General features: G+C 62.0%; 20 protein-coding genes. 3 read left to right on the top strand and 17 right to left on the bottom strand.

What is annotated here, in order from left to right; translation table 11 throughout:
* Nucleotides 1–22: 22 nt before the first annotated feature.
* Nucleotides 23–1,516: a leucyl aminopeptidase gene (locus ACSSU5_RS15520; protein WP_492559223.1), complete on the bottom strand. Its 1,494-nt coding sequence runs from the start codon at nucleotides 1,514–1,516 to the stop codon at nucleotides 23–25.
* A 301-nt stretch (nucleotides 1,517–1,817) separates the two neighbouring features.
* Between ACSSU5_RS15520 and lptF the strand changes: the two genes are divergently transcribed.
* Nucleotides 1,818–2,933: an LPS export ABC transporter permease LptF gene (lptF, locus tag ACSSU5_RS15525; RefSeq protein WP_492559224.1), complete on the top strand. Its 1,116-nt coding sequence runs from the start codon at nucleotides 1,818–1,820 to the stop codon at nucleotides 2,931–2,933.
* The gene (gene lptG / locus ACSSU5_RS15530) at nucleotides 2,926–3,987 is read left to right on the top strand and encodes an LPS export ABC transporter permease LptG (RefSeq protein ID WP_264310129.1); all 1,062 of its coding nucleotides are present in this window, start codon (nucleotides 2,926–2,928) and stop codon (nucleotides 3,985–3,987) included. The genes lptF and lptG overlap by 8 nt, the downstream gene beginning before the upstream one ends.
* Nucleotides 3,988–4,030: 43 nt before the next feature.
* Here lptG and ACSSU5_RS15535 read toward each other — a convergent pair whose 3' ends face one another.
* The 13 genes from ACSSU5_RS15535 to arcD (ACSSU5_RS15595) all read right to left on the bottom strand — a co-directional run bounded on the left by ACSSU5_RS15535 (nucleotide 4,031) and on the right by arcD (ACSSU5_RS15595) (nucleotide 19,678).
* Nucleotides 4,031–4,519 carry an RDD family protein gene (locus tag ACSSU5_RS15535; protein WP_264310128.1) on the bottom strand — a complete coding sequence of 163 codons (489 nt, stop codon included), beginning with the start codon at nucleotides 4,517–4,519 and terminating at the stop codon, nucleotides 4,031–4,033.
* Between the two features lie 96 nt (nucleotides 4,520–4,615).
* Entirely contained in the window at nucleotides 4,616–4,828 is a 213-nt protein-coding gene (locus tag ACSSU5_RS15540; protein ID WP_033701061.1) for a cold-shock protein, read from the bottom strand.
* Between the two features lie 356 nt (nucleotides 4,829–5,184).
* Complete coding sequence (gcvT, locus tag ACSSU5_RS15545) at nucleotides 5,185–6,306, bottom strand: glycine cleavage system aminomethyltransferase GcvT (RefSeq protein WP_492559225.1); 1,122 nt, start codon at nucleotides 6,304–6,306, stop codon at nucleotides 5,185–5,187.
* Between the two features lie 27 nt (nucleotides 6,307–6,333).
* Nucleotides 6,334–7,710 carry an L-serine ammonia-lyase gene (locus ACSSU5_RS15550; protein ID WP_264310126.1) on the bottom strand — a complete coding sequence of 459 codons (1,377 nt, stop codon included), beginning with the start codon at nucleotides 7,708–7,710 and terminating at the stop codon, nucleotides 6,334–6,336.
* A gap of 138 nt (nucleotides 7,711–7,848) precedes the next feature.
* Nucleotides 7,849–10,704, bottom strand: a complete 2,856-nt coding sequence (gene gcvP, locus ACSSU5_RS15555) for an aminomethyl-transferring glycine dehydrogenase (RefSeq protein ID WP_492559226.1) — start codon at nucleotides 10,702–10,704, stop codon at nucleotides 7,849–7,851.
* Between the two features lie 11 nt (nucleotides 10,705–10,715).
* Nucleotides 10,716–11,099: a glycine cleavage system protein GcvH gene (gene gcvH / locus ACSSU5_RS15560; RefSeq protein ID WP_264310124.1), complete on the bottom strand. Its 384-nt coding sequence runs from the start codon at nucleotides 11,097–11,099 to the stop codon at nucleotides 10,716–10,718.
* A 273-nt stretch (nucleotides 11,100–11,372) separates the two neighbouring features.
* Nucleotides 11,373–12,578: a sodium/glutamate symporter gene (gene gltS, locus ACSSU5_RS15565; RefSeq protein WP_492559227.1), complete on the bottom strand. Its 1,206-nt coding sequence runs from the start codon at nucleotides 12,576–12,578 to the stop codon at nucleotides 11,373–11,375.
* Nucleotides 12,579–12,693: 115 nt separating this feature from the next.
* Nucleotides 12,694–14,202: a transcriptional regulator GcsR gene (gene gcsR, locus ACSSU5_RS15570; RefSeq protein WP_264310122.1), complete on the bottom strand. Its 1,509-nt coding sequence runs from the start codon at nucleotides 14,200–14,202 to the stop codon at nucleotides 12,694–12,696.
* Between the two features lie 170 nt (nucleotides 14,203–14,372).
* Nucleotides 14,373–14,741, bottom strand: coding sequence for a DUF5064 family protein (locus ACSSU5_RS15575; RefSeq protein ID WP_264310121.1), 369 nt, complete (start codon nucleotides 14,739–14,741; stop codon nucleotides 14,373–14,375).
* Nucleotides 14,742–14,797: 56 nt separating this feature from the next.
* Nucleotides 14,798–15,727 carry a carbamate kinase gene (arcC, locus tag ACSSU5_RS15580; protein ID WP_027595649.1) on the bottom strand — a complete coding sequence of 310 codons (930 nt, stop codon included), beginning with the start codon at nucleotides 15,725–15,727 and terminating at the stop codon, nucleotides 14,798–14,800.
* Between the two features lie 147 nt (nucleotides 15,728–15,874).
* Complete coding sequence (locus ACSSU5_RS15585; protein ID WP_264310120.1) at nucleotides 15,875–16,885, bottom strand: ornithine carbamoyltransferase; 1,011 nt, start codon at nucleotides 16,883–16,885, stop codon at nucleotides 15,875–15,877.
* A 70-nt stretch (nucleotides 16,886–16,955) separates the two neighbouring features.
* Complete coding sequence (gene arcA, locus ACSSU5_RS15590) at nucleotides 16,956–18,218, bottom strand: arginine deiminase (protein ID WP_264310119.1); 1,263 nt, start codon at nucleotides 18,216–18,218, stop codon at nucleotides 16,956–16,958.
* Between the two features lie 32 nt (nucleotides 18,219–18,250).
* Nucleotides 18,251–19,678, bottom strand: coding sequence for an arginine-ornithine antiporter (gene arcD, locus ACSSU5_RS15595; protein ID WP_492559228.1), 1,428 nt, complete (start codon nucleotides 19,676–19,678; stop codon nucleotides 18,251–18,253).
* A gap of 434 nt (nucleotides 19,679–20,112) precedes the next feature.
* Here arcD (ACSSU5_RS15595) and arcD (ACSSU5_RS15600) point away from each other — a divergent pair, with 434 nt between their 5' ends.
* A complete protein-coding gene (gene arcD / locus ACSSU5_RS15600) occupies nucleotides 20,113–21,540 on the top strand; it encodes an arginine-ornithine antiporter (protein WP_264310117.1) in 1,428 nt (475 codons plus the stop codon).
* On the opposite strand, the gene ACSSU5_RS15605 is transcribed toward arcD (ACSSU5_RS15600), so the two are convergent.
* The 3 genes from ACSSU5_RS15605 to ACSSU5_RS15615 all read right to left on the bottom strand — a co-directional run bounded on the left by ACSSU5_RS15605 (nucleotide 21,520) and on the right by ACSSU5_RS15615 (nucleotide 25,313).
* Entirely contained in the window at nucleotides 21,520–21,933 is a 414-nt protein-coding gene (locus ACSSU5_RS15605; RefSeq protein ID WP_264310116.1) for a YbaN family protein, read from the bottom strand. The genes arcD (ACSSU5_RS15600) and ACSSU5_RS15605 overlap by 21 nt on opposite strands.
* 54 nt (nucleotides 21,934–21,987) lie before the next feature.
* Nucleotides 21,988–22,581 carry a biliverdin-producing heme oxygenase gene (locus ACSSU5_RS15610; RefSeq protein ID WP_492559229.1) on the bottom strand — a complete coding sequence of 198 codons (594 nt, stop codon included), beginning with the start codon at nucleotides 22,579–22,581 and terminating at the stop codon, nucleotides 21,988–21,990.
* Nucleotides 22,582–22,724: 143 nt separating this feature from the next.
* The gene (locus ACSSU5_RS15615; RefSeq protein WP_492559230.1) at nucleotides 22,725–25,313 is read right to left on the bottom strand and encodes a TonB-dependent receptor; all 2,589 of its coding nucleotides are present in this window, start codon (nucleotides 25,311–25,313) and stop codon (nucleotides 22,725–22,727) included.
* Nucleotides 25,314–25,377: the final 64 nt, after the last annotated feature.

Consider the following 25,377-nt stretch of genomic DNA (forward strand, 5'->3'; position numbering starts at 1 on the left):
AGGCGCCACCGGTCTCACGGCATCAGGCGCCAGCGCGGTCCAGCAGGTACTGGGTCAGCAGCGGGACCGGGCGGCCAGTGGCCCCCTTGTCCTTGCCACCGCTGATCCAGGCCGTGCCGGCGATGTCCATGTGCGCCCAGTTGTAGGCCTTGGCGAAGCGCGACAAGAAGCAGCCTGCGGTGATGGTGCCGGCCTTCGGCCCACCGATGTTGCCCATGTCGGCGAACGGGCTGTCCAGTTGCTCCTGGTATTCGTCGAACAGCGGCAGCTGCCAGGCGCGGTCGTCGGCGCGTTTACCGGCATCGAGCAATTGGCCGACCAGGTCGTCGTTGTTGCCCATCAGGCCCGAAGTGTGGCTGCCCAGGGCAACGATGCAGGCGCCGGTCAGGGTAGCGATGTCGATCACTGCCTGGGGCTTGAAGCGTTCGGCGTAGGTCAGGGTATCGCACAGCACCAGACGGCCTTCGGCATCGGTGTTGAGGATTTCGACGGTCTGGCCGCTCATGGTGGTGACGATGTCACCAGGGCGGGTAGCACCGCCGCTCGGCATGTTCTCGGCGCAGGCCAGCAGGCACACCAGGTTGATCGGCAGCTGCAGTTCGAGTACCGCACGCAAGGTGCCGAACACGCTGGCGGCGCCACACATGTCGTACTTCATTTCGTCCATGCCGGCGCCTGGCTTGAGGCTGATGCCGCCGGTGTCGAAGGTGATGCCCTTGCCCACCAGCACGAACGGTTTGTCGGCCTTCTTGGCGCCCTGGTAGTTGAGCACGATCAGACGTGGCGGCTGGTCGCTGCCCTGGCCCACGGCGTAGAACGCGCCCATGCCCAGGTCCTTGATCTTTTTCTCGTCGAGCACTTCAACCTTGAGGCCTTTGTGCGCTTTGCCCAGCTCCTTGGCCTGCTCGGCGAGGAAGCTTGGGTGGCACAGGTTTGGCGGCAGGTTGCCCAGGTCGCGGGTGAAGGCCATGCCGGTGGCGATGGCGTTGGCGTGCTTGACCGCGCGCTCGACTTCGGCCAGGCCGGCTTTGTCGGCCAGCAGGGTGACCTTTTTCAGGGCGCGCGGCTCGGCTTTCTGGCTTTTGAAACGGTCGAACGCGTATTCGCCGTCGAGCAGGGTCTCGGCCAGCAGGCGGTACTTACCGTAGTGGGCGTCGCGGTTGCTGACGGCGATGTCGTCCAGGGCCAGCACCGCATCACCACCGTTGAGGCCTTTGAGTACGCCAGCGACGCTGGCGACCAGTTTGCGCCAGGCGCGATCGCCCAGGGCTTCGTCCTTGCCGCTGCCGACCAGCAACACACGCTCGGCCTTGAGGCCAGGCAGGCTTTGCAGCAGCAGGGTCTGCCCTGGCTTGCCGGCCAGGTCGCCACGCTTGAGCACGGCGCTGATGGCCCCCTCGCAGGCTTGGTCGACGGCCTTGGCAACAGCGCCGAGCTTGCGGCCTTCACCAACCGGTACCACCAGCGTGGCGGTTTTTACGGATGCAGCAGCTACGCTTTTTACAACCAGTTCCATGTCAGGGTCCCCGAATGATCAATACAGTTGGCGCTTTGTGTTCCAGCGCTCTGGGCGGGCCAGGCCGCGTGGTCGCGTACCCGTGGAAAAGCTGCCAGTTTGAGCCTGCGGCAAGCCTGCTGACAACCCTGTTTTGCGGCTTCATGCGCGGCCAAGTGACAGGGGCGGTCAATCACAGGATAATGCGCGCACTTTACATGGAGGTTCGCCTATGGCGAACCGACATTGGTCTTGGCTGTACTAAGTCATTGTTTGGCGCCAATGTTTGGCAGTCCGCCCTGACAACCCAGGAGTGTCTGGTTTGATCGTCTTTCGTTATCTCTCCCGCGAGGTCCTGGTGACCTTGAGCGCCGTCAGCGCAGTGCTGCTGGTGATCATCATGAGCGGGCGCTTCATCAAGTACCTGGCCCAGGCCGCCCAGGGCGTGCTCGACCCGAGCGTGCTGTTCCTGATCATGGGCTTTCGCCTGCCAGGCTTTCTGCAACTGATCCTGCCGTTGGGGCTGTTTCTCGGCATTCTCCTGGCGTATGGCCGTTTGTACCTTGAAAGCGAGATGACCGTGCTTTCGGCCACGGGCATGAGCCAGCAGCGCCTGCTTGGCATGACCATGGCGCCGGCTGCCCTGGTGGCCTTGCTGGTGGCTTGGCTGAGCCTGAGCCTGGCGCCCCTGGGCGTGGCCCAGGTGCAGCAGATCATCAGCCAGCAGGATGCCCTGACCGAGTTCGATACCCTGGTGCCAGGGCGCTTCCAGACCCTGCGTGATGGCTCGCGGGTGACCTACACCGAAGAGCTGTCGGACGATCGCATCAACCTGGGCGGGGTGTTCATCTCCGAAAAACGCTTCAACCAAGACAAGACCAAGGACCGGGCACCCTCCGTGCTGGTCGCCGAAAAGGGCCACCAGGAAATCCAGGCCGACGGCAACCGCTACCTGATTCTCGAAAACGGCTACCGCTACGACGGCAACCCAGGCCAGGCCGATTACCGCGCGATCAAGTACGACACCTACGGTGTACTGCTGCCCAAGCCTGAAGTCAGCGAGGAAGTGACCGATCGCGAAGCCATCCCCACCTCGCAACTGTTCGGCCAGAAGCGCTTGCGTGAACGTGCCGAGCTGCAATGGCGCTTGTCGTTGCCGATTCTGGTTTTCGTCGTGACCCTGCTGGCGGTGCCGCTGTCCCGGGTCAACCCACGCCAGGGCCGCTTCCTCAAATTGCTGCCGGCGATTCTTCTGTACATGGCCTACCTGACAATGCTGATTTCCGTACGCGGCGCCCTCGAGAAGGGCAAATTGCCGATCGCCCTGGGCATGTGGTGGGTACATGGCCTGTTCCTGCTGATCGGCCTTGGGCTGATGTATTGGGAGCCGATGCGCCTCAAGCGTGCCGCACGTCGTGCGGAGGTGGCCCATGGTTAAGCTGGATCGTTACATCGGCATGAGTGTGCTGATGGCCATTCTGGCCGTGCTGGGGATCATCCTCGGTCTGGCTTCGTTGTTCGCCTTCATCGATGAGATGAGCGACCTGAGCGACACCTACACGGTAATGGACGCTGGCTGGTTCACGCTGCTCACCGCGCCGCGCCGTCTGTACGACATGTTGCCAATGGCGGCACTGATTGGCTGCCTGATCGGCCTTGGCAGCCTGGCCAGCAGCAGTGAACTGACCATCATGCGTGCGGCGGGGGTTTCCATCGGGCGCATCGTCTGGGCGGTCATGAAGCCGATGCTGGTGCTGATGCTGGTGGGTGTGCTGATTGGCGAGTACGTGGCCCCGGTCACCGAAAACAAAGCCCAGGCGGACCGTTCCCTGGCCCAGGGTGGTGGTGAGGCGCAGAGCTCCAAGCGCGGTATGTGGCACCGCCAGGGCGAAGAGTTCGTGCACATCAACGCCGTGCAGCCTAATGGCCTGTTGCTGGGTGTGACCCGCTATCGCTTCGACAGCGAACGCAAGATCGTCACCTCCAGCTTCGCCCGCCGGGCGCAGTACAATGACGACCATTGGATGCTCAGCGATGTGCGCACCACGTATTTCCGTGGCGACCACACCGAAGTGGTGAAAACACCAGAAGAACGTTGGGACGTTTCGGTCACCCCGCAACTGCTCAACACGGTAATCCTGGCGCCGGAATCGCTGTCCATCACCGGGCTGTGGGATTACATCCACTATTTGTCCGACCAGGGCTTGAACAATGCCCGCTACTGGCTGGCGTTCTGGACCAAGGTGCTGCAGCCTGCGGTGACTGCGGCGCTGGTGTTGATGGCGATTTCCTTCATCTTCGGCCCGTTGCGCTCGGTGACCCTGGGCCAGCGGGTATTCACCGGTGTGCTGGTGGGCTTCGTGTTCCGCATCGCCCAGGACTTGCTTGGCCCTTCGAGCCAGGTGTTCGGCTTCCCGCCGCTGCTGGCCGTGGTGATACCGGCTGCGATATGTGCGTTGGCAGGGTTGTGGTTATTGCGCCGGGCGGGTTGATGGCCTGAGCGATGTACAAAAGCCGACCCCAGGGTCGGCTTTTTTATTTCTTCTGCTTCGGCACCCGCACCAGCTGTGTCTCGGAATAGATGTCATGCCAGCCGCGTTTGCGCTTGTCGATCAACGCCCAGAAAAACCCCAGCCCCAGGCATAGCCACGAAGCGATCGAGACCACGAAGCGCAACAGCGCCTGCCACAGGCTGATGGCACTGCCATCGGCGTTCTGCACCCGCAGGCCCCACACCTGCATCCCCAGGGTCTGCCCGCCGTGGGTCCAGAACTTGGCAAAAAAACCGAACAGCGCAAACAGCAGGATCGTCGACAGCAACGGGTCGCCATCGAGTGCCCCGGCATCGGTCAGCGTACGCATGCGGGCCTCGCCGATGATCGCCATCTGGATCATCTTGTAAGCGCCGGCCGTCACGATCAGCAGCGCGGTGCACAGCAGGAAGTCATAGAACATCGCCGCCAGCCGGCGGCCTAGTCCAGCAGGTGGGAAGTTACCCTGAGGCATGAGGGGGGGCTTGGACATTACGCTGCAGCTCCAGATGGCAAAGGCTCATTTTAGGGAACTGCAGGCAAAAAAAAGCCCCTGCGCGTCAACGCAGGGGCTCTTTTTTATGGATTATCAGGCTTCTGGCTGTACTTCGTCAGCCTGCATGCCTTTTTGGCCTTGAACGGCTACGAAGGTAACCTTCTGGCCTTCTTTCAGGCTTTTGAAGCCGTTGCCCTGAATGGCACGGAAGTGTACGAACAGATCCGGACCGCTCTCTGGGGTGATGAAGCCGTAACCTTTTTCGTCATTGAACCACTTGACGGTACCGTTCTGACGCTGTGCCATTTTCTTATTTCCTATGAATCTATTAATTTGATAACAGTTACTTTCACATTGTATTGGGTGAAAGCTTACTGGGCTGGGTTGCTGGAAAGTAAGAGACGTCGAACGGGTTGTAGCAGATCGCGGCTACTGGCCCAGGTCACGAACTGTTGCGACCCATGCAAACACAGTGCAGTGACTCTACGCCAACTCCAGCGCGAAAAACAAGCCCTTGGTCGTATGGAAAACAGGCCTTTCGCCGATAGCCGAACGGTTTGTCTTAAACGGCATGGCGCCTGGGCTGGCGCCATGTTCATTCGTTATTACACAGGTTCGAAATCGAATATGGCAAAGCTGTTCGCACACTTCATGTCATGCATTCAGCCGCGATAGTAACGCTGTGCCACGAAAGGCATTTTGCTGACTTTCAAGCCAACCTTCTTGCCGCGCACCAATGCAAACAGTGGTGTGTCTAGCGCGCCATGTTCGATATCGACATAACCCATTGCAACCGGTGCGCCAAGTGTTGGGCCAAAGCCACCACTGCAGACTTTGCCCACAGGGATATCGGATGCATCGACAATCTCTGCGCCTTCTCGTACAGGTGTGCGCTCTTGTGGCAGCAAGCCGACGCGCTTGCGTTTAACACCTTGCTGTTGCTGGCCAAAGATGATGTCAGCACCTGGGAAGCCGCCAGCGCGTTCACCGTCGGCGCGGCGCACTTTGGAGATGGCCCAGAGCAGGCTGGCCTGGATCGGCGTGGTCTCGGTGTCCATGTCGTGGCCATACAGGCACAAGCCGGCTTCCAGGCGCAGCGAGTCGCGGGCACCCAGGCCGATCGGTTGCACTTCGGGCTCTGCCAGCAGGCGGCGGGCCAGGGTGTCGGCAGCGTTGGCCGGCACGGAAATTTCATAGCCGTCTTCACCGGTGTAACCCGAACGGCTGACGTAGCACTCTTCACCGAGCAGGGTCACCGGGCGCAACTGCATGAAGGTCATACCGGCCACTTCCGGGGCCAGGCGTTCCAGCACCTTGACCGCCGCCGGGCCTTGCAGGGCCAGCAGGGCGCGGGCTTCGAACAGTGGCTGAATCTCGCAGCGGCTGCCAATGTGCTTTTGCAGGTGAGCCAGGTCCTGGTCTTTGCAGGCGGCGTTGACCACCAGGAACAGCACGTCATCGCCGAGGTTGGCGACCATCAGGTCGTCGAGGATGCCGCCCTGCTCGTTGGTGAACATGGCATAGCGCTGCATGCCCACTGGCAAGTCGATGATGTCTACCGGCACCAGGCTTTCCAGCGCCTGGGCAGCGTCGCTGCCGCGCAGGATGATCTGGCCCATGTGCGAGACGTCGAACAGGCCAGCCTGCTCGCGGGTGTGCAGGTGCTCCTTGAGCACGCCCAACGGGTACTGCACCGGCATGTCATAGCCGGCGAATGGCACCATGCGCGCACCCAGCTCGAGGTGCAGGGCGTGCAGCGGGGTCTTGAGCAGTGTTTCGGACATCGGTGACTCCTTGGTGTTGTTATCGGGTCAACATTCGATGATGTTGACGGCCAGACCGCCGCGGGCGGTCTCCTTGTATTTGCTTTTCATGTCGGCGCCGGTCTGGCGCATGGTACGGATGACTTTGTCGAGCGACACAAAGTGCTGCCCATCGCCGCGCAGGGCCATGCGCACGGCGTTGATCGCTTTCACCGAGCCCATGGCGTTGCGCTCGATGCAGGGTACCTGGACCAGCCCGCCGATCGGGTCGCAGGTCAGACCCAGGTTGTGTTCCATGCCGATCTCGGCGGCGTTCTCCACCTGTTGCACGGTGCCGCCCATGACTTCGCACAGGGCGCCGGCAGCCATCGAGCAGGCCACGCCCACCTCGCCTTGGCAGCCGACTTCGGCGCCGGAGATGGAGGCGTTTTCCTTGTAGAGAATGCCGATTGCCGCCGCCGTGAGCAGAAACCGCACCACCCCGTCTTCGCTGGCGCCCGGTACAAAGCGCATGTAGTAGTGCAGCACCGCCGGGACGATGCCAGCGGCGCCATTGGTAGGCGCGGTGACCACACGCCCGCCGTAGGCGTTTTCCTCGTTTACCGCCAATGCGTAGAGATTGACCCAGTCGAGCACCGACAGGGCATCGCGCAGGCTGGCTTCCGGGTGTTGGCTGAGCTGTCGATACAATGCCGGTGCCCGGCGCTTGACCTTGAGCCCACCCGGCAGGATGCCTTCATGGCGGTAACCGGCCTCGACACAATCCTGCATCACCTGCCAGATACGCAGCAGGCCGGCGCGGGTCTCGGCCTCTGGGCGCCAGGCCGCCTCGTTGGCGAGCATCACCTGGCTGACTGACAGGTGCTGCGCGGTGCAGTGCCCAAGGAGTGCCTTGGCGGTCTTGAACGGGTAGGTGAGCGGTGTGCTGTCCTCGACGATCCGGTCGTGGCCGGCAGCGTCCTCGTCGACCACGAAACCGCCGCCAACCGAGTAGTACTCGCGGCTGCGAATCTGCAGGCCGGCTTGGTCGAAGGCGCGGAAGATCATGCCATTGGGGTGGTAAGCCAGTGGCTTGCGAATCATTGCCAGGTGCTGTTTTTCAACGAAGACGATGTCGTGTTCGCCGAGCAGGCGCAGGTGGCCGCTGTCGCGGATGGCCTGCAGGCGGGCGGGGATGGCTTCGGTGTCGACGGTGTCGGGGTGCTCGCCTTCCAGGCCGAGCAACACCGCTTTGTCGCTGCCGTGGCCTTTACCCGTGGCGCCGAGCGAGCCATACAGCTCGGCCTTGACGCTGACCGTGCTGGCCAGCAGGCCGTCGCGGCGCAGGCCTTCGGCAAAACGTGCGGCGGCGCGCATCGGGCCGACCGTGTGGGAGCTGGAGGGGCCGATGCCGATCTTGAACAGGTCGAAGACGCTCAGTGACATGATGGACCTCCTACCAGATTCTGCAGGTAGACACTGAACCTGTGGGAGCGGGCTTGCCCGCGAATGCGGCGGCGAATTCACTGTCGCATTCGCGGGCAAGCCCGTTCCCACAGGGAACGAGCTGCCATTGAAAAGCTATCAGGCGTCCTGGTAGCTCTCGATCGACGGGCAGGCGCAGACCAGGTTACGGTCGCCGAACACGTTGTCGACGCGGCCGACGGGTGGCCAGTACTTGCTTTCCACCAGGCTCGGCAGCGGGTACACCGCCTGCTCACGGCTGTAGCCGTGGGCCCATTCGCCCACCAGCTCCGCTGCCGTGTGCGGTGCGTTTTTCAGCGGGTTGTCGTCCTTGTCCAGGCTGCCGTTTTCGACGGCGCGAATTTCTTCGCGGATCTGGATCATCGCGTCACAGAAGCGGTCCAGCTCTTGCTTGGACTCGCTTTCGGTCGGCTCGATCATCAGCGTGCCGGCCACCGGGAACGACATGGTCGGGGCGTGGAAGCCGAAGTCGATCAGGCGCTTGGCCACATCGTCGACGCTGATGCCGCTGGTGTCCTTGAGCGGGCGCAGGTCGAGGATGCACTCGTGGGCAACCAGGCCATTGCTACCGGTGTATAGAACAGGATAGTGCTCTTCCAGGCGGCGGGCGATGTAATTGGCGTTGAGGATGGCCATTTGCGAGGCGCGCTTGAGGCCGGCACCGCCCATCATGCGGATGTACATCCAGGTGATCGGCAGGATGCTGGCGCTGCCGAAGGGTGCGGCGCACACCGCGCCCTGGTGGTTCTCCAACTGCGCATGGCCTGGCAGGAACGGCGCCAGGTGCGACTTGACGCCGATCGGGCCGACGCCCGGGCCGCCACCCCCATGGGGGATGCAGAAGGTCTTGTGCAGGTTCAGGTGCGAAACGTCGCCGCCGAACTTGCCTGGGGCACACAGGCCGACCATGGCGTTCATGTTAGCGCCGTCGATGTAAACCTGGCCGCCGTTGTCGTGGATGATCGCGCAGATTTCGCCGATCGCTTCCTCGAACACGCCGTGGGTCGACGGGTAGGTGATCATGATGGCCGCCAGGCGCTCGCGGTGTTCGAGGGCTTTGGCACGCAGGTCCTCGACATCGACGTTGCCACGGGCATCACACGCGGTGACGACCACGCGCATGCCTGCCATGTTCGCGGTCGCAGGGTTGGTGCCGTGGGCCGAAGAGGGAATCAGGCAGATATCGCGATGGCCTTCGCCGCGGCTACGGTGGTAGGCGCGAATGGCCAGCAGGCCTGCGTACTCGCCTTGGGAGCCGGCGTTGGGTTGCAGCGATACCGCGTCGTAGCCAGTGGCGGCGCACAGCATGGCTTCCAGCTCGGTGGTCATCTGCAGGTAGCCCTGGCTCTGTTCGGCCGGGGCAAACGGGTGCAGGTTGCCGAACTCGGCCCAGGTGACCGGGATCATTTCACTGGCAGCGTTGAGCTTCATGGTGCACGACCCCAGCGGGATCATGCTGCGATCCAGCGCCAGGTCCTTGTCGGCCAGGCGGCGCAGGTAACGCATCAGCTCGGTTTCGCTGTGGTAGCGGTTGAATACCGGGTGTTCGAGGATCGCCGACTGACGCAGCAGGCCGGTTGGCAGCAGCGAGCCAGTGCTGGCGGCGAGGGCGGCGAAGTCCGGTTGCGGCTGGTCGCCGGCCAGCAGTTGCCAGAGCGCTTCCACGTCAGCCTGGGCGGTGGTCTCGTCGAGCGACAGGCCAACATGGCCAGCATCGATCTGGCGCAGGTTGATGCGCTGGGCGCGGGCGTTGGCATGCAGGCCGGCGGTGGCCTCGCCGGTCGCCAGGGTCAGGGTATCGAACGCGCTGTCGCCGACGACCTGAACGCCCATGGCCTTGAGGCCAGCGGCGAGGATAGCGGTCAGTGCGTGGGTGCGCTGGGCGATGCGCTTGAGGCCGACTGGGCCGTGGTACACGGCGAACATGCTGGCGATGTTGGCCAGCAGCACCTGGGCGGTACAGATGTTGCTGGTGGCCTTTTCACGGCGGATGTGCTGTTCGCGGGTTTGCATGGCCAGGCGCAGGGCGGTCTTGCCAAAGCGGTCGATCGACACGCCGACCAGGCGGCCCGGCATGTCGCGCTTGAACGCGTCACGGGTGGCGAAGTAGGCCGCATGCGGGCCGCCGAAGCCCAACGGCACGCCGAAGCGCTGGGCGCTGCCGATGGCCACGTCGGCCTCGAACTCGCCCGGTGGGGTCAGCAGGGTCAGGGCCAGCAGGTCGGCAGCGACGGCAACCAGGGCATTGGCGGCGTGGAAGCGCTGTACCAGTTCGCGGTAGTCGAACACCTCGCCATTGCTGGCCGGGTATTGCAGCAGCGCACCGAAGAAGGCGCTGACATCGGTCAGTTCACGTTCGTCGCCGACCACGACGTTGATACCCAGCGGCTCGGCGCGGGTGCGCAGCACGTCGAGGGTCTGCGGGTGGCAATGGCTGGAGGCGAAGAAGGCATGGCTGGCCTTGTTCTTCGACAGGCGCTTGCAGAAGGTCATGGCCTCGGCAGCGGCGGTGGCTTCGTCGAGCAGGGAGGCGTTGGCGATCGGCAGGCCGGTCAGGTCGCTGATCAGGGTCTGGAAGTTCAGCAGTGCTTCCAGACGGCCTTGGGAAATCTCTGGCTGGTAAGGGGTGTAGGCGGTGTACCAGGCCGGGTTTTCCAACAGGTTGCGCAGGATCGGTGCCGGGGTGTGGGTGTTGTAGTAGCCCTGGCCAATGTAGCTCTTGAACAACTGGTTGGTGCCGGCGATGGCTTTCAGCGCAGCGAGGGCGTCGGCTTCGCTCTGGCCGTCTTCGGCACCGAGCACGCTGGTGCCCTTGATGCTGTCGGGGATGACCGCAGCGGTCATGGCGTCCAGGGAATCGAAGCCCAGGGCGGCGAGCATGGCCTGTTCGTCAGCCGCGCGTGGGCCGATGTGACGGGCGATGAATTCGTTGGCGGTGCCGAGGTTGATGGTCATGGTGCGGTTCCTCAGGCGTCGTCGTTGGCTTTGAGCAGGCGGTCGTAAGCGTCCTGGTCGAGCAGGGCGGTGACTTCGCTCATGTCGGCCGGGGTGAAGCGGAAGAACCAGCCTTCGCCCATCGGGTCTTCGTTGACCAGTTCCGGGCTGTCTTCGAGCTGGCCGTTGACTTCGACCACTTCGCCGGTCAGCGGCATGTACACGCCGCTGGCGGCCTTGACCGATTCGACGGTGGAGGCTTCGGCACCTTTTTCGTACTGCTGCAGCTCAGGCAGTTGCACGAAGACCACATCGCCGAGGGCGTTCTGGGCGTAGGCGGTGATGCCCACGGTGACGCTGCCGTCGGCTTCGACGCGCAGCCATTCGTGATCTTCGGTGAAACGCAACTCGCTCATGGGAATTCCTCGGGAAGCAGGGCGTTGGGCGCGGTGGCTCCGCGCTCTTGGGTTGGAATATCCCTAGCAATAATGCGGCCAGTAGGAAAAAGTTCTTATAAATCAATGACTTGATTATATTTTGTGAGAAGGCTTTCATTCTTATGGAATGAAATCGATACAGAAGGCGGGGGGAGGAAAAGGGTTTGAGGATCAAACCCTTGTGTAGACGCACTCGAGAGGGGTTGTATCGAAATCAGTACGGTGTAGTGATTTCGATACGTCGTTAAAGCTTCAGCCAGCCGTGAAGAACGGCAAGGCCAAATACAACTTGATCACGATCACATTGATGATATCGATGAAGAACGCACCCACCATCGGTACTACCAGAAAGGCGATATGCGAAGGCCCGTAGCGTTGCGTCACGGCTTGCATGTTGGCAATGGCGGTCGGCGTGGCCCCCAGGCCAAAACCGCAATGCCCAGCCGCTAATACAGCTGCGTCATAGTTACTGCCCATGACCCTGAACGTAATGAAGATGGCAAACAATGCCATGACCAGTGCTTGCGTAGCCAAAAGAATAAAGAACGGGAACGCCAGTGCCGCCAAGTCCCATAATTTAAGCGACATCAACGCAATCGCCAAAAACAGTGAAAGACTGACATTACCCAGCACTGAAACTTCACGCTCGAACACACGATACGCGCCCAAGGCTGAAAGCCCATTGCGCAACACTACGCCGACGAACAACACACAAACGAAGGTTGGCAATTCAAGTGCAGTGCCCTTTAACAGGCCATTCAACAGTGAGCCCGCCAGCAAGCTGACGGCAATCAGCGCGAGGGTTTCGATAAAGCTGGCTGAGGTGATCAGGCGCTCTTCGTTCGGTTGTTCAAAGCCCCTGGGCTGTTGTGGCTGCGCTTGCGCTATGCCGCTGGTTTGTACGCGCTTGACCAGCAAGCGCGCGACCGGGCCACCGATCAGGCCGCCCAATACCAGGCCGAACGTTGCAGCGGCCAGTGCCAGCTCGGAGGCAGAGGCCAGGCCAAACTGCTCACTGAACGTTGCGCCCCAGGCGGCGCCTGTGCCATGGCCACCGGACAGGGTAACCGAACCGGCCAGTAGGCCCATCAGCGGGTCGAGGCCCAATGCCGTGGCCAGCCCGATGCCCATGGCATTCTGAACCAGCAGCAGGCCAGTCACCACCAGCAGGAAGATGGCAACGACACGCCCACCCTTTTTCAGGCTGGCAAAGTCTGCACTCAAACCAATGGTGGCGAAAAACGCCAGCATCAAGGGTGTTTGCAGGGAAGTATCGAACTGCACGTGGATATCAAAGTGCCGCAGCCCTAACAGGCAAAACGCAACAACCAAACCGCCGGCGACGGGCTCTGGTATGTTGTAGGCGCGCAATAAACCCACGCGTGCGACCAGGCCGCGGCCTAATAAAAGTACTAAAGAAGCCGCTACCAAGGTGCCGTAAAAGTCGAGTTCAAACATCAGGGTGCTCTTTTTATATCCACAGGCGAGCGGCCATTCTACGCAAGCACAGTTGGGTAGTATCGGTGCACCCTGTAGGACAATACTGAAGCGCTTCCGGACTTTTCAACAACCTTCATGGCTTTTGGGGAATACCGTACTTGCGCAGCCGCTGCGCAATGGCGGTATGCGAAGTTTGCAGCCTGCCTGCCAATTGCCGTGTCGAGGGGTAGCTTGCATACAAACGCTGCAACAGCTCCCGTTCGAAATCCCCCACGGCCTGCTCCAGGCTTGCCACTTCGCCATCCTGGCCACGGGCCACCGAGGTGCCTGCAATATCCAGGTCGCCAATGTCCACCAGGTTGCTCTCGCAAATTGCCGCAGCGCGGAAAATCACGTTCTGCAGCTGGCGCACGTTGCCCGGCCAGGGGTTGGCCAACAGCGCCGAGTGGGTGGCTGGCGTGAGGCGGCAAGGCGGGCGCTGAATTTGCGTGCAGGCCTGCTGCATGAAGAAATGCGCCAGCATCAGGATGTCCTGGCCACGGTCGCGCAGCGGCGGCACCTGCAGGTTGAGCACGTTGAGGCGGTAGAACAGGTCTTCACGGAAGGTGCCTTCGGCCACCATGTGCTCCAGGTCGCGGTGGGTGGCGCTGATGATGCGTACATCCACCTTCACCTCGCGGTCGCCACCTACGCGGCGGAAGCTGCCGTCGCTGAGAAAACGCAGCAACTTGGCCTGCAGGTAGGGTGACATTTCGCCGATTTCGTCGAGAAACACCGTGCCTTGGTTGGCCAGCTCCATCAACCCCGGTTTGCCACCCCGCTGCGCGCCGGTAAAGGCGCCTGGGGCATAGCCGAACAGCTCGCTTTCGGCCAGGCTTTCGGGTAGCGCGGCGCAGTTCAGGGCAAGGAACGGCGCTGCGTGTCGGCTGCTGATGGCATGGCAGGCCCGGGCCACGAGCTCCTTGCCGGTGCCGGTTTCACCGTGCACCAGCAAGGGGGCATCGAGGGCTGCCACACGCAAGGCGCGGGCCTTGAGGGTACGGATGGCTGGCGATTCACCCAGCAGGGCGTCGAACCCTTCGGCGTGGTCGTGGTGCAAGGCCGACAGGCGCTCACCCATGCGTGTCGGTGGATACAGGGTCAGCAGGCCGCCAGCGTTGGTGATCGGCGTGGCGTCGAGCAGCAGGCTCTGGCCGTTGAGTTGCATCTCACGCATCGGCAGGTGGAAGTTGTTGTCCTGCAGGGCCTGTAGCAGGCCGTTGTCGCCGAACAGTTCGCCCACCGAGCGCCCGGCCGACTCGCGCCCGCACAGGGCGATCAGCGCCGGGTTGGCCAGCAGCACCAGGCCTGCGCTGTCCACGGCCAGTACCGGGTCGCTCATGGCAGCGAGCAGGGCGTCGAGTTGCAGGTGGCGGCGTTGGCCAGGGAGGATGTCGACCACATCCACCGACTGCACGCCGTGCACTTCGAACAAGGCATCGTGCAGCTCTTCGAGCACGGCGGGGCTGAGGGTCGGGGCGTCGATGTAGACGTTCGGCGGGACCATCTCCACGGCGTCCAGGTTGAGGTTGCGGGCACCGAGCAGGGCGAGGACTTCCTGGGTGATGCCGACGCGGTCGATGAAGCTGACGTGGATGCGCATGGGGAGGGTTGGGGTGGTGGCCGGGGAGGGCGGTAGTATGCCTTAACATTGCCGGGGCCGCTTTGCGGCCCTTTCGCGACACAAGGCCGCTCCCACAAAGTTGACGCATTCTCCTGTGGGAGCGGCCTTGTGTCGCGATAGGGCTGCAAAGCAGCCCCAAAATTCTGAGCTCACTCCAGATGTTCAGGCTTGATCGCGTCGCCTGATTTCACGTCCAGCTTTTCGCGAATGTCCGCGAACATATAGTCGTAGAGTTTGTGCGGTGAACTCAGGTTCTCGAATTTCTTCGGCGGGGCCAGGTAAGACTGAGCCTTGCGGGTCAACAGCATGAGGAAGCTGGGCAACACCTGGTCCTTGGGCAGGAAGAACTTCTCCTCCACCGTCTTGCCTTCGATGCTGCCATGCATGTGGAACTGAATGCCTCTGCCTTCCCTGGGATCCGACACTGCCTCGTATTCGATGTTCAGGTCATAGCTGTGGTCATTGGTGTTCAGCGCGGTGCGCTCGATGTGTACATGACCGGGGTGGTACTGGGCCATGGCAAGCTCCTTTGGAAGGTCGAAAATGGCGGGCGCCAGGCGCCCGCCCACTGCATTCAACGGTAGCTGATCCCAGGCTTGGCGGTGGAAACCCGGGTGCCGGCGGTGCCTTTGACGATGTCTTCGATGTTCTCCAGCGAGCTGATCACCGCCACTTTGCCGGTGTTGCGGGCAAAGTCACTGGCAGCTTGCACCTTCGGCCCCATGGAGCCGGCGGCGAAGCCCAGGCGCTCGAGTTCGTCAGGGTGGGCCTGGGCAATGGCTTTTTGCGTAGGCTTGCCCCAGTCAATGTAGGCCGCATCGACGTCGGTGGCGATTATCAGAAGGTCGGCTTCCAGTTGCTCGGCCAGCAGTGCCGAGCACAGGTCCTTGTCGATGACCGCTTCGATGCCTTTGAGCTTGCGGTTTTCATCGTACATGGTGGGGATGCCACCGCCGCCGGCGCAGATCACGATGCTGCTCTTTTCCAGCAGCCACTTGATCGGGCGGATTTCGAAGATGCGCTTGGGTTTGGGGCTGGCCACCACACGGCGGTATTTGTCGCCGTCGGGCTTGACCACCCAGCCTTTTTCCTTGGCCAGGCGCTCGGCTTCTTCCTTGCTGTAGACCGGGCCGATGAACTTGGTCGGGTCTTTGAAGGCCGGGTCGTTGGCGTCCACTTCGACCTGGGTGAGCAGGGTGGCGAACGGCACTTCGAACGCCAGCAGGTTGCCCAGCTCCTGTTCGATCATGTAGCCGATCATGCCTTCGGTCTCGGCGCCGAGCACGTCCAGCGGGTAGGCTTCGTCCGGCTTGTATGACAGCGCCTGCAGCGACAGCAGGCCCACCTGGGGGCCGTTGCCGTGGGCGATGACCAGTTCGTTGCCGGGGTGAATCTTGGCGATCTGTTCGGTGGCGGTGCGGATATTGGCGCGCTGGTTGTCAGCGGTCATGGGCTCGCCGCGACGCAGCAGGGCGTTGCCGCCCAATGCAACAACGATACGCATGGGGAATGTCCTTTATCGGAAATGTTGACGATCGACGCCGACCCTGTGGGAGCGGGCTTGCCCGCGAAGGCGTCAGCTCGGGCAACGAGGTGTTGCGGCTGGCCTATTCGCGGGCAAGCCCGCTCCCACAGAGATCAGGCGTGGCCTTTAAAGGTCAGCCAGGGTCGAAACCAGGATCGCCTTGATGGTATGCATGCGGTTTTCCGCCTGCTCGAAGGCGATGCAGGCCGGCGACTCGAACACGTCATCGGTCACTTCAATGCCATTGGCCAGGTCCGGGTACTGTTCGGCGATCTGTTTGCCGACCTTGGTGTCGGAGTTGTGGAAGGCCGGCAGGCAGTGCATGAACTTGCTGCGCGGGTTGCCGGTGGCCTTCATTAGCTCGGCATTCACCTGATAAGGCTTGAGCTGCTTGATGCGCTCGCCCCAGGCTTCGATCGGCTCGCCCATCGATACCCAGACGTCGGTGTGCACGAAGTCCACGCCCTTGACGGCGGCTTTCGGGTCTTCGGTGAGGGTGATGCGTGCGCCGCTTTCTTCAGCGTACTTCTTGCAGCGCTCGACCAGGTCGTCATGCGGCCACAGCGCCTTGGGCGCGGCGATGCGCACGTCCATGCCGAGCTTGGCGCCGATCAGCAGCAGCGAGTTGCCCATGTTGTTGCGGGCATCGCCTAGGTAGGCGTAGCTGATGTCGTGCAGCGGCTTGTCGCTGTTTTCACGCATGGTCAGCACGTCGGCGATCATCTGGGTTGGGTGGTATTCGTCGGTCAGGCCGTTGAACACCGGCACACCGGCGAACTTGGCCAGTTCTTCGACGATTTCCTGCTTGAAGCCACGGTACTCGATGGCATCGTACATGCGCCCAAGTACGCGGGCGGTGTCCTTCATGCTTTCTTTGTGGCCGATCTGCGAAGAATTGGGGTCGATGTAGGTGACGTTGGCGCCCTGGTCATAGGCGGCGACTTCGAAGGCGCAGCGGGTGCGGGTCGAGGTCTTCTCGAAGATCAGGGCGATGTTGTTGCCCTTCAGGTGCTGCTGTTCGGTACCGGTGTACTTGGCGCGCTTGAGGTCGCGGGACAGGTCCAGCAGGTAGCGCAGCTCGCGCGTGGTGTGATGTTCGAGGCTGAGCAGGTTGCGGTTGTGGATGTTGAACGCCATGACGATTTCTCCTTGAGTTCGGTGATGTGCCCGGCCGCGGTCTTGTGGAGGCGGCCGGGTGTGATGGTCGTTAGTAGTCGATCGGGTCGCGCACGATCGGGCAGGTCATGCAGTGGCCGCCGCCACGGCCTCGGCCCAGTTCGCCGGCGCTGATGGTGATGACCTCGATCCCTGCCTTGCGCAGCAGGGTGTTGGTGTAGGTGTTGCGGTCGTAGCCGATGACCACACCCGGCTCGATGGCCACCACGTTGTTGCCGTCATCCCACTGTTCGCGCTCGGCGGCAAAGCTGTTGCCGCCGGTCTCGACCACGCGCAGCTTGTCTTTCTTGCCCAGCAACTGCTCGGATACCACCTCGAGGAACGAGGCATCCTGCGGCGCGATATTCATGCCATAGGGCTTGCTGGAGTCTGGGGTGATGATGAATGGCTTGATCTCTTTCACCACCTCCGGGAATACCGTTACCAGGTCGCGGTCGCAGAAGCTGAACACGGTGTCCAGGTGCATCGCTGCGCGGGACTTCGGCAGGCCTGCGACGATGACTTTCTCGGCCGCGCCTTTCTCGAACAGGTTCTGAGCCAGTTGGCCGATGGCATGGCGCGAGCTGCGCTCGCCCATGCCGATGAGTACGATGCCCTTGCCGATCGGCATCACGTCGCCGCCTTCAAGGGTGGCGTTGCCATGATCCTTGTCCGGGTCGCCATACCAGACCTGGAAGTCGGCACCGGTGAACTCCTTGTGGAACTTGTAAATGGCTGTGGTCAGCAGCGTTTCCTGGCGTCGCGCAGGCCAGTACATCGGGTTGAGCGTCACGCCACCGTAGATCCAGCAGGTGGTGTCACGAGTGAATTGGGTGTTGGGCAGCGGCGGCAGAATGAAGCTGGAGTGACCCAGGTACTTGTTGTACATCTTGATCACTTCGGCGCCTTCGCTTACTGGAAGGTCCTGGCCCGCCACGCCGCCAATCAGGAACTCCGCCAGGTGGCGTGGTTCCAGCCCTTCGAGCCAGTTACGCACCTCGTTGGTCAGGCCGACACCCACGGTGTCAGAGGTGATCTTGCGGTCCAGGATCCACTTGAGGGCTTCTGGTTGCTGCACGATGTCGGTCAGCAGGTTGTGCATTTCCAGCACATCGACGCCGCGCTCGCGCATCTTGGTGACGAAGTCGAAATGGTCGCGCTTGGCCTGGTCGACCCAGATCACGTCGTCGAACAGCAGTTCATCGCAGTTGCTCGGGGTCAGGCGCTTGTGCGCCAGCCCAGGGGAGCAGACCATCACTTTGCGCAATTTGCCGGCTTCGGAGTGGACACCGTACTTCTGTTTTTCAGCGGACATTGTTCATTCCTCCATGTGTGCGAAGACGTGGGTCAAAGGGTCAGGAAGCCGTCGTACAGGCCATAGGCAGCCACCAGGGCGCCGACGACCACGGCCGCGAAGATCAGTTTTTCCACGTTGGTGAAGATAGGTTGGCCAACCTCGCGCTTGGCCTTGGCGAACAGAATGGCCCCAGGGGCGTACAGCAGGGCCGAGAGCAACAGGTACTTCACGCCGCCGGCGTACAGCAGCCAGATGGCGTACAGCAAGGCGATGGCGCCGATGAACAGGTCCTTCTTGCGTTCGGCCAAGGCTTGCTCGTAGGTTTCGCTGCGCAGTGCCAGCAGGAAGGCATAGGCCGCCGACCACAGGTAGGGCACCAGGATCATCGAGGTGGCGAGGTAGATCAGCGACAGGTAGGTACTGCTGGAGAACAGCGTGATGACCAGGAAGATCTGCACCATGGCGTTGGTCAGCCACAGGGCGTTGGCCGGCACCTGATTGGCATTTTCGCGGCGCAGGAACTCCGGCATGGTGTGGTCTTTGGCGGCGGCGAACATGATCTCGGCGCACAGCAGCACCCACGACAGCAGGGCCCCGAGCAGCGAGATGATCAGGCCGACGCTGATGAGCACTGCGCCCCAGTGGCCGACCACGTGTTCAAGCACGGCGGCCATCGACGGGTTCTGCAGCTTGGCCAGTTCCGGTTGGGTCATGATGCCCAGCGACAGCACGTTGACCAGCACCAGGAACAGCAGCACGGTGACGAAGCCGATGACGGTGGCCTTGCCCACGTCAGAGCGTTTTTCCGCCCGTGACGAGAAGATGCTTGCACCCTCGATACCGATGAACACCCAGACGGTGACCAGCATCATGTTGCGCACCTGGTTCATGACGCTGCCCAGTTCCGGCGTGCCCAAGCCCCAGATATCGGCGGTGAACACGTCGAGTTTGAAGGCGAACAGGCAGATCAGGGCGAACAGCACCAGCGGCACAATCTTGGCTACCGTGGTGACCAGGTTGATGAACGCCGCTTCCTTGATCCCGCGCAGTACCAGGAAGTGCACGGCCCAGAGCAGGATCGAGGCGCCAATGATCGCAGCGGGGGTGTTGCCCTCGCCGAAGATCGGGAAGAAGTAACCGAGGGTGCTGAACAGCAGCACGAAGTAACCGACGTTGCCGAGCCAGGCGCTGATCCAGTAACCCCAGGCCGAAGAGAAGCCCATGTAGTCACCGAAACCGGCCTTGGCGTAGGCGTACACCCCGCCGTCCAGGTCAGGTTTGCGGTTGGCCAGGGTCTGGAACACGAACGCCAGGGTCAGCATGCCGACCGCAGTGATCGCCCAGCCAATCAGCACCGCGCCAACCCCCGCGCTGGCCGCCATGTTTTGCGGCAGCGAGAAGATCCCGCCGCCAATCATTGAACCGACTACAAGTGCAACTAACGCACCGAGCTTTAGTTTTCCGGATGAATCAGACATTTAACAACTCCTGCCAGGAGAAAGTTGACGACAGAGTAAATCCGACGCCTGCGCCATTCGCTGACTTGGGTCAGTTCATGGGCACGTAAAGTAGGAAAATTCCTTCACGTGGCTCCTGGAGAGTGCCGACAGCTCTGCTGCAGGCCTTGCACGCTGGCACCTCCATGTCCTTCTAGAGCAAACGCTCTGTTCGGCCTGCGATGCTTGAAGCTAGCTGTTTTTGCTGCTTTCGCAAATTTTTCACAAAAAAATCGAGTTTTAACAGTTTCTTCCCTAGTTGCTGGGCAGCTGCTAGTTTTTAACAGATTGCTGGCATAGACAAAGCAGTTATGAGTGCTATAGCTTTTAGGGCACTTATCAATATAAGTCACAGCGTTTATATAGCCTTCACGGCTATTTCAAACGCATGACAGGGTGTGAAAAAAGGGAGGCACATGAGCGAACCGGGACAGAAGCTGCGCCTGGGCGCGCTGATCGCACTGGTGGTGGGCTCGATGATCGGTGGCGGGATCTTCTCGCTGCCGCAGAACATGGCAGCACGCGCCGATGTCGGTGCGGTGCTGATCGGCTGGGGCATCACTGCGGTCGGCATGTTGGCCCTGGCGTTCGTGTTCCAGACCCTGGCCAACCGCAAACCTGAGCTGGACTCGGGGGTGTATGCCTACGCCAAGGCGGGCTTTGGCGACTACATGGGCTTCTCTTCGGCCTGGGGATACTGGATCAGCGCCTGGCTCGGCAACGTCGGTTACTTCGTGCTGCTGTTCAGTACCCTGGGTTTTTATTTTCCGGTATTCGGCGAAGGCAACACGCCCATCGCCATCGGTTGCGCTTCGCTGCTGCTGTGGGCGGTGCACTTTCTGGTGCTGCGCGGGATCAAGGAAGCCGCCTTCATCAACCAGGTGACCACCGTGGCCAAGGTGGTGCCGTTGCTGATTTTTATCGTTATCGCGGCCTTCGCCTTCCGTGCCGATATCTTCACCCGTGATATCTGGGGCTTGAGCAACCCGCAGTTCGGCAATGTGCTGGATCAGGTGCGCAACATGATGCTGGTGACTGTGTTCGTGTTCATCGGCATCGAAGGCGCGAGCGTGTATTCCGGGCGTGCGCAGCGCCGCTCGGATGTGGGCAAGGCCACGGTGATCGGCTTTCTGGGCGTGCTGGCGCTGCTGGTGCTGGTCAACGTCCTGTCGCTGGGGGTGATGACCCAACCGGAGCTTGCCGGCTTGCAGAACCCGTCGTTGGCGTCGGTGCTGGAGCACATCGTCGGCCCGTGGGGCGCGTTGCTGATCAGTATCGGCCTGGCCGTTTCGCTGCTCGGCGCCTTGCTTTCATGGGCTTTGCTGTGCGCAGAAATCCTCTTTGCCACCGCACGCGACAAGACCATGCCGCGCTTTCTGGCCAAGGAAAACGCCAACCATGTACCGGCCAATGCCTTATGGCTGACCAACTGCATGATCCAGGGTTTCCTGCTGATCACGCTGTTTTCGGCAGGGACCTACACCAGCCTGATCTACCTGGCCTCGTCGATGATCCTGGTGCCCTACCTGTGGTCGGCGGCTTATGCGGTGCTGTTGGCGCTGCGCGCAGAAACCTACGCAGGGCAAGTGGCCCTGCGGCGCAAGGACCTGCTGGTGGCGATGGTTGCCTTGTTGTATGCGGTCTGGTTGCTGTACGCCGGTGGGCTGAAGTACCTGCTGCTGTCGGCATTGTTGTATGCCCCGGGGGTGATCCTGTTCGCCAGGGCCAAGCACGAGCAAGGGCAGACCCTGTTCACCACATGGGAAAAGCTGATTTTTGCCGCGGTGCTGGCAGGTGCTGCGCTGGCGGCGTACGCGCTGTATTCAGGGCTGTTGAGCTTGTGACCCGGCAGGGCATGCCTGTTCGGGGCGCGACCAGATCCACAGGTTGCCCAGGGCCATGCCGCCGATTGCCAGAAACACCGGCCAGTGATGGTCGAGAAAGGTCAGCATCAGGCCCGCGCACAGCAGCATGCTGATCGTCGCGCTGACTTTGGCACGGCGCTGGATCACCTTGCCATTGCGCCAGTTGAACAGAATCGGCCCGAACAACCGATGGCTCTCCAGCCAGGCCGAAAGGCGCGGTGAACTGCGGGTGGCTGCCCAGGCTGCCAGCAGGATGAATTCGGTGGTCGGCAAGCCGGGAATGACGATCGCGACCAGGCCTATGCCCAAGCTTAAGTAAGCCAGGATTCCATACAGCAGGCGGGCAAGTTTCGAGCGGGCAGGTTGGGTCATGGTCTCACTGCGAAAAACGGTTCGGCCACCGGTGGGGTGGCCGGGCAGAGCGTGTCAGACCAGCGCGGCATTCGCAGCATAGGCGTGTTTGAGCAGCTCGGTGAAGCGCTCGAAGGCGGCGACCGCACCCCGTTCTGCAGCGGCCTCTTCTTCGGCCGACAGCGCCAGGCCATCGAGGATACGGGTGAACTGTTTCCAGCCTTCGGCACGGCCGCCGGCCGGTTCGCCCAGGTGGCGGGCACCGAAGCTGTCGGACAGTTCCAGGGCCACGGCACGCTTGATCAGAAACGCAGCGCCCAGTTTGGAGCCTTCGGAGACGAAGATCCAGCCCATGGCCTCGCCCAGGCTCGGATTTTGTACCGCGCCGGCTACGGGGCCGGGCACGTCGGTGTCGAGGTCGGCGAGGTCCAGGCGGGCCTGCTCGGCGCGGCAGCGCTCGGCCAGGTCGGGGACGATGGCGATCAGTTGTGGGTCGTTGTACAAGGCCTTGAGTTCGGACTGGAACAGGTACTGGGCGACCACGAAGCGGGCAAAGCTTTCACGGCTGTCAAAGGGGGCGTGGGACTTGACCAGGGCATCCAGCTCGGCGTGCGGGGCGTGGGTGATCTGGTTGAGGCGCTGGGAGCGCAGGGCTGGGCGTTCGGTCATGGGGGCAGTCCTTGGAAAAAGGGGCATCTAGATACAAGACGAAATAGCGCGGGCGGGACAGTAAAAAAACTGGGTTTTTGTGTTGAATGTGCCGGCCTCTTTGTGGGGCTACCCGCGAAGAAGCCGGCGGTGGCCAGCTCAGGTCAGATATCCCACACCACATTGATGCCAAAGTTACGCCCCGGCATGGTCAAACGGTCCATGTTGGCTGGCTGGGTCACAGCCGCCTCACCCTGGCCGTCGTAGCTGCGTACCGAATCCCACTGCCAGTATTTCTTGTCGGTGAGGTTGTACAGGCCCGCGTTGATGGTGACGTCGTCGGTCACCTTGTAGAAACCGGTCAGGTCCAGCACGCCATAGCCCGGGGTGCGGAACTTGCTGCTCGAACCGTCGGGTGCGTAGAAGTGGGTGTCGTCCACGCGGGTCTTGCGCTTGACCAGCGTCCAGCTCAGCAGGCCGCCGTAGTTTTGCTGCTCGTAACCCAGGCCGAACACGCCCTTGAGCGGGTTGACGGTGTTCAACGGCTGGCCGGTGTCATCGTTGCGGCCGTAGGCGTAGGCAATCGAGCCTTGGGTGTACAGGCCTTGCGGGGCACCGAAGTGGTCCAGGTTCAGGCGGCCCTTGACCTCAGCGCCCTTGATGGTGGCGTGCTTGATGTTGTTGGCCTGGAAGGTCTGTTCCAGGTTGGCGCTCTGCACGGCGTCTTCATCGATGAAGTCGCGGTACTTGTTGTAGAACACCGCCACATCGAAGTTGCCGGCGTCGAAGTTGCCACGCAGGCCGGTTTCGTAGCTTTTGCTCTTTTCAGGCTCAAGCCCTGGGTTGCCCTCTACGCGGTAGCCTTGCTCCAGGTTCTGGAAGCGGCCGTACATGGACTTGGCAGTGGGCGTGCGGAAGCCTTCGGCGTACTGGCCGTACCAGGTGTAGTTGTCGTTGAACGCGTAGGTCAGGCCAAACTTGGGCGAGACGCGGTGCCACTTCTTGTCCGAGTCGTCCTGGGAGGTGGGCGCGGTGCCGGTGGACTCCAGGCCACGCAGGAAGGCGTCGGTGAACTTGGGCTCCATGTGCGTGTAGTCATAGCGGGCGCCTGGCAGGAAGGTCCAGTTGTTCCAGCGGATCTCGTCCTGGACGAACAGGCTGTAGGTGTTCACGGTCGGGTCCGGGAAATCGCTGACCAGGGCCTGGCCATCGCGGGCGCTGTCCTGGCCGATGGCTGTGCAGCTGCCGCCAACGTTCACGCAGGTGCCCGAGCCACTGCGGGATCCGGTGACTTTTTCATGCTTGAGCGTGGTGCCGTAGGTCAGCAGGTGATCGGTCTCACCGATGCTGAAGGCTTTGTCCAGCTGGGCGTCGAATACCCATTGGCGGTCCTTGTAGGTGGTCTGGCGGTCCCGAAGTACCTGGCGACCTGAGGCGACATACAACTCATCGGTGGTCTGATCGGTCTTGGCAATCTGGTAGTTGAGGCTCCATTTGACATGGTCGGCAACCATGCTATCGAGACCGAACTCATGATTGATACCGAAGCGCTCGCGGGTCACCGTATCGTTGCCTTGGCGCATGCGATAGGAGTTCATAGCGCCGAAACCTGGAATGAACGGCCCACCCACCGCACTGAGAATGTTCTGGTCGCGGTCATCCTTGTAACGCTCGTAGGTGAACCCCAGGCGCGCGTCGTCGGCGTAGTTCCAGCCCAGTTTGGCCAGCACGTTGGTGGTGCGTACGTCTTGCGGGTTGGCTTCGGTGCGGGCCAGGCCGTCACCGCTGTGGCCACCGTAGGACTCGTTCTCATGGCCGTTGCGTTGGCTCAGGTGCAGCAAACCGTCGACGTCGCCTTGGCGGCCGGCCACGGTGGCGGAGGTCAGCCAGCTTTCGTCGGCCGAGCTGTAGCCGGTCTTCAGGCGGGCGCCGACGTCCTTGCCGGGTTTGATGATGTCGTCCGGGTCGAGGGTGAAATAGCTCACCGCACCGCCGATGGCGTTGCTGCCGTACAACACCGACGCCGGGCCGCGCAGGATCTCCACGCGCTTGACGATCTCGGGGTCGACGTAGTTGCGCTGGGTCTGGGCGTAGGGGCCGTAGAAGAAGCTGTCGGGGATCGACACACCGTCGATCTGGGTGAGGATCCGCTCACCGTCGATACCGCGGATGTTGTAGCCGTTCAGGCCGCTGCGCTGGCCGGTGCCGGCCACGGAAACGCCCGGTTCGTAACGCACCAGGTCCTGGATGTTATTGACGTTCTGGCGGTCCAGTTGCTCGCGGGTCTGCACGCTGACGGTGCTCGGCACCTGGCTGACGTCTTGCGCGCTGCGGGTGGCGCTGACGGTCACCTGCTGCAGGGCGATGACTTTGCCGGTGGTCTGGCGTTCGAGCACCACGTTGCCGTTACCGATCTTGCGATAACTAAGGCCGGTGCCCTGCAGCAGGCGCTTGAGCGCCGCGTCCGGTGGCAGCGAGCCCTGCACCCCTGGCGAGGCCACGCCATCGGCCAGTTCGGCACTGAAGCCGACTTGCCAGCCGGTGACCTGGCTGAAGGCATTGATGGCCGATACCAGTGGTTGCTGGCCGATGCTGAAGCGGTAGTCGCCCATGCGCGGGCTGCTGGCCTGGGCCGGTTCGGCGGCCAGGGCCGGCAGGCTGCAGGCGCCGCAGGCGAGCAGGGCCAGGCTCAGCAGGGACAATTGCCCTGTACGGCGGGAAAGTGTGGACGGGCGAGTTGGACCTGTGGACATCGAAAGCGCTCCCAGACGCGCGAACTGTTATAGGTGATGACTGTTCTTGTTATCAAACAAGAAT

Source organism: Pseudomonas sp. E1MeOHC2 (assembly GCF_058745025.1).